The 13,983-nt window shown below is 58.0% G+C and carries 13 protein-coding genes; all 13 read right to left on the bottom strand.

Annotation, left to right across the window (positions count from 1 at the left end):
- Positions 1–103: 103 nt before the first annotated feature.
- The gene (locus ACFSE1_RS07265) at positions 104–952 is read right to left on the bottom strand and encodes an outer membrane protein (RefSeq protein ID WP_377398572.1); all 849 of its coding nucleotides are present in this window, start codon (positions 950–952) and stop codon (positions 104–106) included.
- 212 nt (positions 953–1,164) lie between these two features.
- A complete protein-coding gene (gene glmM / locus ACFSE1_RS07260) occupies positions 1,165–2,520 on the bottom strand; it encodes a phosphoglucosamine mutase (RefSeq protein ID WP_377398569.1) in 1,356 nt (451 codons plus the stop codon).
- A gap of 221 nt (positions 2,521–2,741) precedes the next feature.
- Positions 2,742–4,676: an ATP-dependent zinc metalloprotease FtsH gene (gene ftsH, locus ACFSE1_RS07255; RefSeq protein WP_377398566.1), complete on the bottom strand. Its 1,935-nt coding sequence runs from the start codon at positions 4,674–4,676 to the stop codon at positions 2,742–2,744.
- Between the two features lie 102 nt (positions 4,677–4,778).
- A complete protein-coding gene (gene tilS, locus ACFSE1_RS07250) occupies positions 4,779–6,161 on the bottom strand; it encodes a tRNA lysidine(34) synthetase TilS (protein WP_377398563.1) in 1,383 nt (460 codons plus the stop codon).
- A complete protein-coding gene (ybgF, locus tag ACFSE1_RS07245) occupies positions 6,158–7,153 on the bottom strand; it encodes a tol-pal system protein YbgF (protein ID WP_377398560.1) in 996 nt (331 codons plus the stop codon). The genes tilS and ybgF overlap by 4 nt, the downstream gene beginning before the upstream one ends.
- Positions 7,154–7,355: 202 nt before the next feature.
- Positions 7,356–7,895 carry a peptidoglycan-associated lipoprotein Pal gene (gene pal / locus ACFSE1_RS07240; RefSeq protein WP_377398557.1) on the bottom strand — a complete coding sequence of 180 codons (540 nt, stop codon included), beginning with the start codon at positions 7,893–7,895 and terminating at the stop codon, positions 7,356–7,358.
- Between the two features lie 161 nt (positions 7,896–8,056).
- On the bottom strand, positions 8,057–9,364 hold the full coding sequence (tolB, locus tag ACFSE1_RS07235) for a Tol-Pal system beta propeller repeat protein TolB (protein ID WP_377398554.1): 1,308 nt from the start codon (positions 9,362–9,364) through the stop codon (positions 8,057–8,059).
- A gap of 14 nt (positions 9,365–9,378) precedes the next feature.
- Positions 9,379–10,512: a cell envelope integrity TolA family protein gene (locus ACFSE1_RS07230; RefSeq protein WP_377398551.1), complete on the bottom strand. Its 1,134-nt coding sequence runs from the start codon at positions 10,510–10,512 to the stop codon at positions 9,379–9,381.
- 10 nt (positions 10,513–10,522) lie between these two features.
- A complete protein-coding gene (gene tolR, locus ACFSE1_RS07225) occupies positions 10,523–10,981 on the bottom strand; it encodes a protein TolR (protein WP_377398548.1) in 459 nt (152 codons plus the stop codon).
- Positions 10,982–11,010: 29 nt separating this feature from the next.
- On the bottom strand, positions 11,011–11,730 hold the full coding sequence (gene tolQ, locus ACFSE1_RS07220) for a protein TolQ (protein WP_377398545.1): 720 nt from the start codon (positions 11,728–11,730) through the stop codon (positions 11,011–11,013).
- Positions 11,731–11,960: 230 nt separating this feature from the next.
- Positions 11,961–12,407: a tol-pal system-associated acyl-CoA thioesterase gene (gene ybgC / locus ACFSE1_RS07215; RefSeq protein ID WP_377398542.1), complete on the bottom strand. Its 447-nt coding sequence runs from the start codon at positions 12,405–12,407 to the stop codon at positions 11,961–11,963.
- Positions 12,408–12,532: 125 nt separating this feature from the next.
- The gene (locus tag ACFSE1_RS07210) at positions 12,533–13,048 is read right to left on the bottom strand and encodes an NUDIX hydrolase (RefSeq protein WP_377398540.1); all 516 of its coding nucleotides are present in this window, start codon (positions 13,046–13,048) and stop codon (positions 12,533–12,535) included.
- The gene (locus ACFSE1_RS07205) at positions 13,045–13,956 is read right to left on the bottom strand and encodes a metallophosphoesterase (RefSeq protein WP_377398537.1); all 912 of its coding nucleotides are present in this window, start codon (positions 13,954–13,956) and stop codon (positions 13,045–13,047) included. Before ACFSE1_RS07205 ends, ACFSE1_RS07210 begins: the two co-directional genes overlap by 4 nt.
- Positions 13,957–13,983: the final 27 nt, after the last annotated feature.

Below are 13,983 nucleotides of genomic sequence, written 5' to 3'. Positions count from 1 at the left end.
TTTCTTCAACATGTCCCAGTGAATCATAAACCCCCGGGTGTGGCCAGGGGTTTGTCAGCAGTCTGAAGGCCGCCCTTTCGGCGGCCTTCAAAACTCTAAGTGCTTACTTGTAAATGATCGGCTGCACCGGCTCTTCTGCCACATAAGGCTGCTGGCAGCCGCCGAAAAGGTAACGCGCGCCAACACGAGCTTCGTGAACGTTAATGCCCTTGTCGAAGCCGGGACCACCATTCTGCGCCCAGCCAAACATGTCGCCACCTTCAATACGGCGATAGCGATAACCAACATCAGCCTTGATATTGCAGGTAACATCGATCGTTGCACCGGCCATCAGCGCATAGGTGAAGCGCCAGCTGCCCTTGCCGCCGTGCTCGACCGTGTCATCGCAACCGCTGCCGTCATCGGCGCAAGAGGTGTTGCGAAGCTTGTCCCACTTTACATAGGTGCCGCCGAGACCGGCGCCGACATAAGGCGTGACATAGCCATAGGTCCCGAGATCGACATAGGCGTTGGCCAGAAGGCTATAGGCTTTCATATTGGCGATATCGGTCGATGTGCACGGACCGACGCAAGCTCCGAATGGTGCACCACCACCCACTGTGGAGCCGGTAAACTTGCTTTTGGACAGATAATCGAAGGTCAAATCAGTACGAAGGTAGCTATTGACCTGATAGCCGACACCCGCGCCCACCGTAAAGGCATCGCGAAGACCGGAAGAGGCAAAATCGACGCGCTGGCTCGGATCATTGCCCTGGTAAAAATTCGCACCACGCAGCTTGTTGAAGCCATAGCCGACATCGCCGCGCAGATACCAACCACTGGAAGATTGCTGCACGGTGACTTCCGGTGCATCGAGAGGCACCTGTTCAGGCTGTGGCTGGTAAAGATCTGCCGAGTGCGCCGCCCCAGCCAACAAGGCGAGTGCCAAAGCGCCGATCAGGGTATTCCTCATTTCGTGAACTCCAGGTTCAAGTTCCTTGCGACGCACGAGCGGCGAGGATGATTACACTGGAGCGGATTATTAACGATAAAGGTTAAGGAGCCATTAAGCCTAATATCTCCCTAACAATAGGCGGCAATTATTCTTAATATTAATGTTTAGGCGTATAAAAAAAGCCCGAACTGACGCTCGGGCTTTAAGTATTGGGTGCTCAACGGCAAGGCTCAGGCGGCAGCGCTGCGAACATTGCCGATCACGCTGACCAGATCTCCCACAATCCGCTCCACCTGCGACTTGTCATCGCCTTCGGCCATGACGCGGATCAGAGGCTCTGTGCCGGATGGGCGAATGACCAGACGGCCCTTCTTGCCAAGCTCCGCTTCAGCGCTCTGAATCGCCTGAAGAACAACGGGATCTTCCAATGGCTTGCCACCGGAGAAACGAACATTTTTCAGCAATTGCGGAACAGGCTCAAAGCGGCGGCACACTTCGCTGACCGGCTGCCCCAACCGCTTTACGCGGGCAAGAACCTGAAGCGCGGCCACGAGCCCATCACCTGTTGTGCCAAAATCAGACATAACGATGTGACCGGACTGTTCGCCGCCGACATTGAAACCATGCTGGCGCATGTGCTCAACCACATAGCGGTCGCCCACCTTGGTGCGCGCCAGACCGAGGCCCTTCTTCTTCAGGAACCGTTCCAGCCCGAGATTGGACATGACCGTCGCGACAATCCCGTTGCCGCGCAGCTTCTCGTCATCCAGCCAGCTTTCCGCAATGACCGCCATCAGCTGGTCGCCGTCGATGATCTGCCCGTTCTCATCCACGATAATCACACGGTCCGCATCACCATCCAGCGCGATACCGATATCGGCCCGCACTTCATGCACCTTCTTGCGCAGGGCATCCGGGCTGGTGGAGCCGCAATCGAGATTGATGTTCGTGCCATTCGGGTTGTTGCCAATGGTCACGACATCGGCGCCAAGCTCCCACAAGGCGGTTGGTGCAACCTTGTAGGCCGCGCCGTTTGCACAATCGATAGCGATCCTCAGACCCTCCAGCGTCACTTCCCGCGGCAGAGTGCGCTTGACGAATTCGATATAGCGATAGATGTCGCCGTCCACGCGCTTGGCACGGCCAATCTCGTTCGGCTTGGCCAATTGCGAATAGATGTCCTTATCGAGCAGCTCCTCGATCTGGTGCTCCAGCTCATCGGAAAGCTTGTATCCATCCGGGCCGAAAAGCTTGATGCCGTTGTCCTGGAAAGGATTGTGGGAGGCAGAAATCATCACGCCGATATCGGCACGCAGGGAGCGCGTCAGCATGGCAACTGCAGGCGTCGGGATGGGGCCCAGCAGAAAGACGTCCAGCCCGGCGGCGGTGAAACCGGCAACCAGGGCATTTTCGAGCATGTAACCGGAAAGACGGGTATCCTTGCCGATAACCACACGATGACGGTGATTGCCGCGGCGAAAGATGGTGCCGACAGCAATGCCAACCCGCATGGCAAGATCTGGCGTCATCGGGAAAACGTTGGACTGTCCACGAATACCATCGGTGCCAAAGTAACGGCGTGTCATAAAAGCTCCTTGGCGATCGGAATGTGCACGGGCACATCAATCTGTTGAGAAACAGCCTGCAAAGCGGCAACGCGCATAGCTGGTTCCTGCTCTTGGCATGTTTTCACAGCCAGGACACGTAAATTACAGCAAATTTTGATTACATAGCGTTACCAAATCCCCAAAAAAGAAAAGGGCCGCGTCAAGAGCGGCCCTCTTCCACTTGGAATTTCTTTGGAATTTCAGTGCGGCTGCGGTTCCATTCCGCCTTCTGCCTCGCCATCCTTCGGCTCATCTTTCTTCGAACCGGTCTTCGGCACGGCAGAGCTGCGGGCGGAGGGGCTATCATCACCCATGTCGCGGGCAGGCTTTTCGCCACGAATCAGCGCCTTGATTTCTTCGCCGGACAGCGTCTCGTATTCCAGAAGACCTTCCGCCAACGTGACGAATTCATCATGCTTTTCGGTCAGAATGCGGCGTGCTTCCGTATAGGCCTCATCAATCAGGCGGCGCACTTCAGTATCGATCTTCTGTGCCGTCGCTTCCGAGACATTCTTGCTCTGCGACACGGAATGCCCGAGGAACACTTCCTGCTGGTTTTCGCCATAGGCGACCTGACCGAGAATATCCGAGAAACCCCACTGCGTTACCATGGCACGCGCAAGCTTGGTGGCCTGCTCGATATCCGAGGACGCGCCCGAGGTGATGTTCTCCTTGCCGAAGGTCAGTTCTTCAGCCACACGGCCACCCATCATGATGACGAGACGAGACACCATCCACTTGTAACTCATGGAATATCGGTCGCCTTCCGGCAACTGCATGACCATGCCCAGCGCACGACCGCGCGGAATGATGGTTGCCTTGTGCAGCGGGTCAGCCACCGGCACATTCAGCGCCGTGATCGCATGGCCGGCTTCATGATAGGCCGTGAGCTTCTTTTCTGCCTCGGTCATGGCGGTCGAGCGACGCTCGGCACCCATCATGATCTTGTCCTTGGCGTCTTCGAATTCCTGCATGGTCACGAGCCGCTTGTTGCGACGGGCAGCCATCAGGGCAGCTTCGTTGACGAGGTTCATCAAGTCGGCGCCGGAGAAGCCGGGCGTACCGCGAGCAAGTGTCTTCAGATCGACATTCGGCGCCAGCGGAACGTTGCGGGCATGCACTTTGAGAATGCGCTCGCGACCGACAATATCCGGGTTCGGCACAACAACCTGACGGTCGAAACGACCCGGGCGAAGCAGAGCCGGATCGAGAACATCCGGGCGGTTCGTAGCGGCGATCAGGATAATACCTTCATTCGCCTCAAAGCCGTCCATCTCAACAAGCAACTGGTTGAGCGTCTGCTCACGCTCGTCGTTACCTCCGCCAAGGCCTGCACCACGATGGCGACCGACAGCATCGATTTCGTCGATAAAAATAATGCAAGGCGCATTCTTCTTCGCCTGATCGAACATGTCACGCACGCGGCTTGCGCCCACGCCGACGAACATTTCCACGAAGTCAGAACCGGAGATGGTGAAGAACGGAACATTGGCTTCGCCAGCAATGGCGCGCGCCAGAAGCGTCTTACCCGTACCCGGAGGGCCGACGAGAAGAACACCGCGTGGAATGCGGCCACCAAGCCTCTGGAACTTCTGCGGGTCACGCAAGAATTCCACGATTTCTTCCAGATCGGACTTGGCTTCATCGACGCCAGCGACATCGTCAAACGTCACGCGCCCATGCGCTTCGGTCAAAAGCTTGGCCTTGGATTTGCCAAAGCCCATCGCACCACGCGAGCCACCCTGCATCTGGCGCATGAAAAACAGCCAGACGCCGAGGATCAGCAGCATCGGCAGAAGCGTGCCGATATAGCTCAGGAAGCCTGACGATCCATCGGACTCGGGGCGGGCCACGATGGTGACGTTCTTCGACTGCAAGCGCTCGATCAGGGTATCATCCACCACAGGCGAATAGGTCTGGAAGCCTGCGCCGCCCTCTGTGTAGGTTCCGACAACACGGTTACCCGTCACGACAACATCGCGCACACGGCCCGCATCCACATCACGCAGGAATTGCGAGTATGGAACCTCGCGCGAATTCGTCTGCGTTGGCGCCGTCTGGAACATGCTGAACAGAGCGATCAGCAAAAGGGCTATAATCGCCCAAAGGGCGAAATTACGAAAGTTTGGGTTCATCGAACTCCCCGGACATTGACAGCCTGCTTTACGCCAGCCGCCTTTCTTGGTCCTTAACATAGGTTCCCGGGAAGCCCTTGCCAAGGCAAGCGACACGCCAGATCATCTTTTCTGACATAAAGCGTTAAGCGGCGATGGCACGAAAGGCACCAATCCCATCGCATCGGTCATGGAATTGGCAAGTTTCCAGTCAAATTCGGGAAGAAACTGCAGCCAGGGCCGCAGAACCGGCGTGGCCTCAATCGCGCCGCCGGAAAAAGCCTGAGCCCCTTGCATCTGCCAGGAAGCATGGCATGCAGCCTCGACAATGGCTGGCGGAAACCCTTGCAAACTCTCCCGTAAATCAGGCATTTCACCTACGTTCACGCTTTTGTTTGCGGATAGCAGAAACCGCCCGTCCCAAAGCACTCTCTCTTCCGGCCTCAACTGAGGCACCGGCAGATCCCGGCTCTCCCGCACGAGGTAGAGACCCTGCCGTTTGGCAACCAGAAGCACACGCCCCAAGGTATCGGAAAAGCGTTCCTCTCTTGCAAGACGAGCGGCAATCTGTCTCACCCGATCGGCAGGTGGCGCATGCTCGCGACCGCCAAGAACCGCAATCAGGCGGCCAAGTGCATAGCTCAGGACATCGCAATCGCCCTTCTGCGCGCACACGGGCAGATGCGCAACCAGATGATTGGACAAGGAGAGATGTTCAGCAAACAGGGTAGCGGCAGAATCTGCCAGACTGCGTCGAGCGGCCTGGGCCGAAAGGATGCCTGCCAGGTGAGCGACCGCTTTGCCATCGTCCAGACCTGCAAGCTGCCTTCGTGTCCGCACCCGTTCAGAGGCTGTGTTCTCATTGGAAGGATCGTCGATCCATCCTTCGCCCCGTGCTTCAAGAAACTTTCGAACATGCTCACGGCGCGTGTGAAGAAATGGTCGCAACAGCCAGATTTTCTGATGCAGCAGCACGGAATGCGCCATTCCCGCTTCACCAGAGCGCAGATGGGGCTCCTCCCCCTCCTCACGCTCCGGGCTCTGCCCGCGCAGCGAGCGCATGGCCACCGTTTCAATCTGGTCGTCCAGCGTATGGCCTGTGAGAATGGCGTCGGCACCGAGCGCCTCTGCCGCATCAACCAAGATTTCGTAACGTGCAGCGCGCGCGGCGGCGGCAATGCCGGTCCGCGGCTTGTCGCCTTCCCAGCGAAGGATTGTGTGTTCGATGGAATAGCGCTTGCAGAGCGCCGCAACTGCATCTGCCTCTTGTCGTGCCTCGGCCCGCAGGCCGTGATCCACAGTGGCCGCAACGATCTGCACCTCGGCGGAAAAATTCAGGCGCGCAATCTCATGAAGCGCCAATAGCAGGCCCGTGGAGTCGCTCCCCCCGGAAATGGCCACCAGCAGGCGGACGGGCTTCTGTAACTGCTTCAGGAGGCTGTCTGCAGCCTCGACTGGAGAAAGCAGTGCGGTGTCAACGCCGTCACCGTTAAAAATGGATCTCAACAGCCAAGCCGTTTCAACTCGCTCGAAACCTTTGCAGTGACCGGTTTCGATGCCGAAGGATAGCGTTTCGTGACTTCGCGCAAAGTCGCGCAGGCCGTTTCCCGATTGTCCAGCGCCGCCAGCGACATACCCAGTTTCAGCAGCATTTCCGGTGCCTTTGGCGATGTGCTGTAGGTCTGGTGTGCGTTCAGGAAGGTCTTTGCAGCTTCACTATATTTGGCTTGCGAATACTGTGCCTCACCAAGCCAGAAGCTCGCATCGGCAGCACGTGCGCTCTTGGGATAGCTTTGAAGGTAGGAGGTGAACTCTGATTCGGCGGCCTTGTAGTCACCGGAAAGAATATGATTGTAGGCGGCGCGGTAGCTGTCGCTCTCTGAGCCCAAAGAGGCGGACTGCTGCGATTTCTGCGGGGCCGTACCCGTATCAACGCCCGGAAGAGCGGCAGAATTGCGCGCGTTCGGGTTCGCCTTGGCACCGAGCGGACGCCCGCTCTGATCAACCTCCAGCGAACCCAGAGTGGTTTCGCCTGGCGCTGTGCGCGAAGAGGTGGAAGAAGCCGCACCGGCGGGGTTGTTTACCCCCGCCGAAGCACCTGGTTCATCGATGATGTTGGCAATTTCATCGTTTTTTTTTGAGCCAGCTGCCGGAGCGGCAGCAACCGAGGGGGCAGAGGAAGCGCCGCCGGAGCTTTTCTCAAGCTCCTGGAAGCGAAACTCGTTATCCTCCTGCGTCTTGCGCATCTGCTCCTGCATTTGCAGAAGCTGGAAGCTCATTTCTTCCACACGCCCGTTCAGCTGGCGGATCGTTTCTTCCAATTGCTGGATACGAACGGAGTCAGCCGAACCCTGCGCCAGGATAACCGGCTGGCGCTGCTGCGCGGCAGACTGCTGATGGCTGGAGTTTCCATGGAATATGTTACCGAGCGAAAACGCGCTCGCGTGGCTCGTCGTAGCCGCAAGCCCTAGCATCGCTGCCAGAACAAGTTTCTTCATGATGTCCGTCCTGCTTTTCGTGAAGGCCGCACCGGGGGCGCCTCATGAGAGTTTTCAATTACAGGCAATGGCGACTGTTGAGTGACAACAGATAATGCAACTTCGGCCAAACTATGGAGAAATGAAAAGGCGGTGCGTGGAGGGAAACCGATCGAGTTTCATTCCAGCAACCGCCCTATTCATTGGCCATAAGGCGAAGCGATTACATTCCGGCGCCGCCCAGCACCGTCACCGCACGGCGGTTCTGCGACCAGCAGGAGATGTCGTCGCAAACAGCAACCGGACGCTCCTTACCGTAGGAAATCGTCTTCATGCGGTTGGCAGGAACACCACGCGATACCAGATAGTCGCGCGTTGCGGCAGCACGGCGAGCACCCAGTGCCAGGTTGTATTCACGCGTGCCGCGCTCATCCGCATGGCCTTCGATGGTGATGGCGTAGCGCGGATAGCGCTGCAGCCACTGGGCCTGACGATCAAGCGTCTGCTGTGCATCGGCGCGGATCGACGTGGAATCGGTATCGAAGAAGATGCGGTCGCCGACATTTACCGTGAAGTCCTGGCTGGAACCTGGCGTCGCCGCACCGGCGCCACCGGCGCCAAGACCAAGTTCACCCGCACTGTTGGGCAGGTTCTTCTTGTTGGCGCAGCCAGCGAGTGCCAAGGCCAGCGTCAGGGCAATAACGGCAGGATTACGAGCGAGGTTCTGCATGCGGCTCATTGCCGGGGTATAAGTGCGGCTCATAGCCGGTCTCTCCTTGATCAGAATTTCATCGTTGCCAGAGTCTAACCGTTCTAGGTTAATGCCTTGCCAACGCTTATGGTTAACAATCCCCTACCGCGCCATTTCCTACCGCATTTTCAGGATAATGCGGCAGGATGGTGACGCAGCGCCCAAATTCTTCCCTATTCGAGAAGCGGCGACCATGCCGGGTCGGATGCGAAAGCAGGCGTCTTGATCTGCTGCTCGTTATAGCCGGTCAGATCGATGGAATAGAGCTGAGGGCCGCCTGCGCCGGCATTCTGTCGGAAGAACATCAGCACACGCCCATTCGGCGCCCAGGTTGGGCCTTCGTTATGGAAGCCGGTTGTGAGGATGCGCTCACCAGAGCCATCGGGCTTCATGACGCCAATGGAGAACTTGCCGCCGGATTGCTTGGTGAAGGCGATCAAATCACCGCGCGGCGACCAGACCGGCGTTGAATAGGCGCCATCACCGAAGGAGATGCGGGTCTGGCCAGAACCATCGGCCCCCATCACATAAAGTTGCTGACGGCCACCACGGTCACTTTCGAACACGATCCGGCTACCGTCCGGCGAATAGGACGGCGAGGTATCGATAGCAGCCGTGTTTGTCAGGCGTGTTGTGGTGCGCGAGCGCAGGTCCATGGTGTAGATATTGGAGTTTCCGTCCTGCTGCAGGCTCATGATGACCTTCTGGCCATCCGGCGAGAAGCGCGGTGCAAACGTCATGCCCGGAAAATTGCCCACCACTTCGCGCTGGCCCGTTTCCAGCTGCAGCAGGTAAACGCGCGGCTGCTGGCCCTCGAAGGACATGTAGGTGACTTCCTGGCGGTTCGGCGAGAAACGCGGCGTCAGAACGATATCCTTGCTATTGGTCAGCATACGGACATTGAAGCCGTCCTGATCCATGATCGCAAGCTGGCGCTGGCGGGCATTCTTCGGGCCGCTTTCCGATACAAAGACGACACGCGTATCGAAGTAGCCATTTTCGCCGGTAATCTGCTTGTAGATGGCATCTGCGATGATATGGGCCACCCGACGCCAGTTATCCGGCTGGGTGAAGAATTGCTGCCCGGTCATCTGGGTACCGGCAAAGGTATCCCACAGACGGAACTCGGCACGCAGGCGGCCATCGCCTTCACGCGTCACCCGGCCCGTTACAAGGGCCTGCGCATTGATGGCCTTCCAATCCTCAAAGCGCGGCATCTTGTTCGGATCGGAAATCCTCTCAATGAAGGCCGCCTTGTTCACTGGCGCAAAAAGGCCGGAACGCTGCAGATCGGCAGCAATGACGCCGGAGATCTGCGCCCCCAGCTCATTGCCGGAGATGAAGTCGGTAATAGCAATGGGAAGTGGCTCCACATTGCCGCGATTGATGTTGATTTCCACGCGAGCATAAGCCGGCGCGGCAAACATCACGGCCATCCCAGCAAGCGCCAGCATGACGCGGATGAAAGATCGTTTCAACATGGTTACAAAGCCTTTCAAAGCAGTTCGCTCGGATCAAAGTTCACGACAACTTCGCTCCAGGCGTCGTATTTGTCGGCGGGAAGGTTCTTGAACGGAGAGGAACGCATGACCGCACGGATCGCGCTTCCCTCCAGCATGCGACGAGCACTCTCGGTGCCCCCCGTGGATGTGACTTCCGGCCTGCCGATGATCGCGCCGGTTTCATCCAGCTTCATCGTCACAGTGATGATCATTCCCTGTGCGCCATCGACGCCGGAAATGACGGACCAGTTATTCTGGATCTGGCCCTTCAGAGCGTCCATTTCGCTCTGGCTGAGCGTTGAGCCACCCGTGGTTTTTTTGCCGCCAAGAGAAGCCGTCTGCTGAGAACGCTTCGCGCCACCGCCTGCCGCTTCCTGCTTGTTCAGCAGCGCCGCGATATCATCAGCGTTGAAGTCGCTCTGCTTCGAGGAAGTAGACTTCGCGGTCTCCTGCTTCTTGTCGGCAACCTTCTTGTCCGTCGGCTTTTCAGCCTTGGCGGTTTCTTCCTTTTTCTCCTGCGGCTTTTCCGCAGGCTTCGCCGTTTCCTTCGGCGGCTCCGGGCGCGGGCGCATTTCCGGAACAGGCACGCTGGAGGGAAGCGGCGTCTCCTCAACCTTCTGGGGTTGAGGTTCAGGCTTTTGCGGCTCCGGCCTTGGTGGTTCCGGCGTCGGAACAGGCGGTGTAATCTCAGGCTTCGGCGTCGGAAGTGCTGCGGTCTCTACCGGCTTCGGAGCGGTCTCCTCCGGTGCGACTTCCTTGACGTCATTATTCTCGTTTGCCGGATTGGGCAGAGGCTTTTCGTTCTTTGGCGGCGCGGCTGCGGTTTCCGTCTGCTGCGGCTTCTTGACCGGCGTGGGCGGATTTTTCAGATCCACGTCGTTCTCGCCCGCATTCTCGGCATTTTCCACCAGATTCTGCTTCTTCGTCTCCTTCGGCGAAGGCTTGTCGTTCATCGGGGCTTTCTTGTCACCCTGCTGGATCTGCGTGATCGATTCCACCGGAACGATATCAACCGGCAATGCCTCGACCGGCGACACCTCGAACGAAGCCGGAGCGCTGATCGAAACCAGTGCCCAACCGAGCAGCATCGTGTGCGCAACCAGCGATGTCCCGAGACTCTTTTTCATTGCGAAAGAATCACTTCTCCTGTTCCTGCAGCGTCACAAGACCGATGTTCTTGAAACCGGCTGCAGAAATGCGGGCCATGACCTTCATCACCACACCATAGGCAGCGGCAGTATCGCCGCGCACATAGATGCGCTCGTTATAGCCGGTGGTGGCGATCGCTTCGAGCTTGGGAACCACCTCATCGATGGCGATGGGCGTTTCCTGCAGATAGATCTGACCCTGCGGGTTGACCGAAACCGTAATCGGCTGCGTATCGGAATTCATGGCCTTGGCCTGCGTTTCCGGCAGGTCAATCGGCACGCCAACCGTCATCATGGGTGCTGCCACCATGAAGATGATAAGCAGCACGAGCATGACGTCGACAAGCGGCGTCACGTTGATTTCGCTGATCGCGCCACCGCGTCCGCCACGACGGCCGCGGCCTCTGCGACCGCCTGAACCTTTGGCTCCTCCAGCCGACATACCCATGAGGTTATCTCCTTGAGACTGGTCGAGCTTTACTGTGCCGCCTGACGCGGCTGCAGCTTCTCATCGATCTGGCGCGACAGGATGGCGGAAAACTCATCTGCAAAGCCTTCCATACGAGCGGAAAGCTTACCGGCATCGGCCATGAACTTGTTGTAGGCCATAACGGCCGGGATAGCGGCCACCAGACCGATTGCCGTTGCCAGAAGCGCTTCCGCGATACCGGGTGCAACAACCGCAAGATTGGTGGATTTCGAACCGGCAATGGCCTGGAACGAGGTCATGATACCGACAACCGTACCGAAAAGGCCGATAAAGGGACCGGCAGAGCCGATGGTGGCAAGCGAACCGAGACGCGCCTCGTAATGCTCGCTCTCGCGCGCAATCGTCACATCCATGGCGCGGTCGATACGCATCTGCAGACCGATGGGCGAACGGGCGCCACGCTCGAAGCTCTTCTTCCACTCGCGCATGGCTGCAACGAAAATCGCCGCAAGTCCGGTATTCTGCCGTTCAGCCAGCGTGCGATAGAGTTCTTCCAGCGACTGGCCGGACCAGAACACCTGTTCGAACTGGTCGAAATGACGCTTTGCCTTGGTGAAGCTCATATACTTGTCGATGATGATGGCCCAGGTCCAAACCGAAGCCGCCATCAGCCCGATCATCACCAGCTTCACAATCAGGCCGGCCTGCATGAAAAGCGAAAGGAGGCTTACCGAGTTCGCAGCCGCCGCCAGATCAGCGTGTTCCATTAATCCCATACCCCTGAATCGAATCGCCCGGCACGTAATAACGGGCCGGTTCGCAAGCGCTGATAGTGTCGAGCGCGAATGCGCAGAAATGCCCGTGTACCTTGAAGTTCAAGGGCCTTCTCGCCTTCAATTTTGGTCAAAGGAAGGCGTGCACCGCACAAAGTCTATGCGTGTCACTAAGACTCTATTATGGTTAAACTTGTGTTAAAATTTAAGTTGAGATTGCGCGATCAACCGCCAAGGAAGGATTGAGCAAGGCTCTCCGGCAGCCGCCGAGGGCGGCCATGGCGGTTGATGACGGCGATGACCACCTTGGCCTGGATCAACAAAGTTTCACCCCGGCGGATCTCTTGTGCGATCACCATTTTGGCACCACCCGCCTTCTCGGTCCGGCTATGAATGGTCAGCACATCATCCATCCGCGCAGGCGATTTGAAGTCGATTTCCATGCGGTGAACCACGAAAACCAGCCCCTCATCGTCAATGCCCATGAGGGCACTCTGTTCGCAGCCAAGGCATCTCAGATAATCTGTGCGACCCCGCTCGAGAAAATGAAGATAGCGGGCGTGATAGACCAGACCGGAGAAATCGGTGTCTTCGTAATAGACCCGCTGCACGAGACGATGGGTATCGCCAGCCAGTTCTCCGGCAAGATGGTTTGGTATGTCCGAGGTCATGCCATGGAAGTCCGAAACAGTTAACCCAGCTCTCTTGCCAGAGGATGCGGCGTTTCGCAATCTTGGGGAGACCTGAATGGCCAGCGCTTTTTCTTCACGTCACAAGAGCGTGGCAGCTCCCGCCGTCACACTCCCTTGCGATCCAGATTGCGATCGTCCCAGACCAGATGGCGTGGCGTTTCGGGCAGGTTTTCAATTTCGCCCGCGATGAAATAGGGTGGAATATCCAGCGCATTCAGCGCCTCAGTGGTCGCAGGCACCCATTTGAACTCCAGCGCATTATCCCCGTCCTGGATGCGATGCACGATCTCATCGGATGCAAACGGAAAGCTTTCCGGGATAGACATCAGGTAATAGAGGCCCAGTTCGTGCCAGTCGCGCCCCTCGTAATGGAAGAAATTCTCGACCATCCAGAGCAGGCGATCGACCGTGACGTGAACCTCCAGCTCCTCCATCATCTCCCGTCGCAGCGTTTCCTCGGAGGTCTCGCCAATTTCGGCACCGCCGCCCGGAAAGGTCCAGAAGTTTTCGTGGACGGCCCGATGTACCAGCACATGCCCGTTGCGAAAACCAAGACCCGCGATGCGCATTTGAAAGGTGCGCTTTGGCTTTGACTTGATGCGAATACGTGTGCCCGTCATGCCGCCCCCAGTTCGATGTGCAAAATTTCCGGCCACGACCCGATGCGCATGGGAAGGCTGGAGCAACCAAGACCTTTCGAGACGATCAGATCTGACTCACCCTTGCGAAACAGTCCGGCCGGATAACGCGCGGACCCGCGTGATGCGTTGACGGGCCGCCAGCCAAACAGGTTGACCTGCCCCCCGTGCGTGTGCCCCGAAAGCGTGAGACTGATACGCGGATGCGGCTCCAGAAACACGTCCGGTTCATGCGCCATCAAAATGACGGGCGCATCGTCGCTGACATGGGCGAGCGTTTTCGCCATATCCTCAATTCCGCGGCCTTCCGTCTCGCCCAAGGCCTGTTTCGGCAAAATCGCGATCTGGTCTCCAAGACCGGCCAGCCAGAACGCTTGCCCATCCTTGCTGAGCCTCACGGCATGATTGACATGCACGGCAATGCCCGCCTCAGCCAGAACCCGCGCAACCATTGGCTCCACTGTCGGATCGCGCTGGAAATCATCGTCAGACCAATAATCGTGGTTGCCCAGGACGGCATGAACACCAAGCGGCGCCGTCAGGCTTGCAAGCGGCTCCACCCAGTCCCGGGGTGGCAAGGGTTCGGCAAGGCGGTGCATGCCCGGCATGAAATCACCCAGAAGAAGAATGAGGTCCGCATTCAGGGCCTGCGCCTGCTGGCAAATGCCAGTGATCCGCCGCCTGTCCATCCACGGACGACAGGCGTGGATATCGGCAATGACGGCAATACGAAGCACCAAGCCCGGTGACCAGCGAACGGGATTGAGCGTGTAGCGCGTGATGCGGGGGCGCGCGAAAGCCTCCATGAAGGGATAGCTGACGGCGCCAACACCGGCGAGGAAACCTGCTGCGGCCAGTTTGATCAATGCACGCCGACTGATCACGGGCATTCCACCATCTGCTCTGTTACGCTTTGC

The organism is Affinirhizobium helianthi (assembly GCF_042680945.1).
Classification (GTDB): Bacteria; Pseudomonadota; Alphaproteobacteria; order Rhizobiales; family Rhizobiaceae; genus Neorhizobium; species Neorhizobium helianthi.
Note: the sequence above shows the minus strand (reverse complement) of the source record. Positions and strands in the feature narration are given on the sequence as shown.

What these genes read in the sequence shown, in the direction of transcription:
- ACFSE1_RS07265 (WP_377398572.1), bottom strand. Translation starts at nt 952, where the DNA reads ATGAGGAATACCCTGATCGGCGCTTTGGCACTCGCCTTGTTGGCTGGG.
- glmM (WP_377398569.1), bottom strand. Translation starts at nt 2,520, where the DNA reads ATGACACGCCGTTACTTTGGCACCGATGGTATTCGTGGACAGTCCAAC.
- ftsH (WP_377398566.1), bottom strand. Translation starts at nt 4,676, where the DNA reads ATGAACCCAAACTTTCGTAATTTCGCCCTTTGGGCGATTATAGCCCTT.
- ybgF (WP_377398560.1), bottom strand. Translation starts at nt 7,153, where the DNA reads ATGAAGAAACTTGTTCTGGCAGCGATGCTAGGGCTTGCGGCTACGACG.
- pal (WP_377398557.1), bottom strand. Translation starts at nt 7,895, where the DNA reads ATGAGCCGCACTTATACCCCGGCAATGAGCCGCATGCAGAACCTCGCT.
- tolB (WP_377398554.1), bottom strand. Translation starts at nt 9,364, where the DNA reads ATGTTGAAACGATCTTTCATCCGCGTCATGCTGGCGCTTGCTGGGATG.
- ACFSE1_RS07230 (WP_377398551.1), bottom strand. Translation starts at nt 10,512, where the DNA reads ATGAAAAAGAGTCTCGGGACATCGCTGGTTGCGCACACGATGCTGCTC.
- tolR (WP_377398548.1), bottom strand. Translation starts at nt 10,981, where the DNA reads ATGGGTATGTCGGCTGGAGGAGCCAAAGGTTCAGGCGGTCGCAGAGGC.
- tolQ (WP_377398545.1), bottom strand. Translation starts at nt 11,730, where the DNA reads ATGGAACACGCTGATCTGGCGGCGGCTGCGAACTCGGTAAGCCTCCTT.
- ybgC (WP_377398542.1), bottom strand. Translation starts at nt 12,407, where the DNA reads ATGACCTCGGACATACCAAACCATCTTGCCGGAGAACTGGCTGGCGAT.
- ACFSE1_RS07210 (WP_377398540.1), bottom strand. Translation starts at nt 13,048, where the DNA reads ATGACGGGCACACGTATTCGCATCAAGTCAAAGCCAAAGCGCACCTTT.
- ACFSE1_RS07205 (WP_377398537.1), bottom strand. Translation starts at nt 13,956, where the DNA reads ATGCCCGTGATCAGTCGGCGTGCATTGATCAAACTGGCCGCAGCAGGT.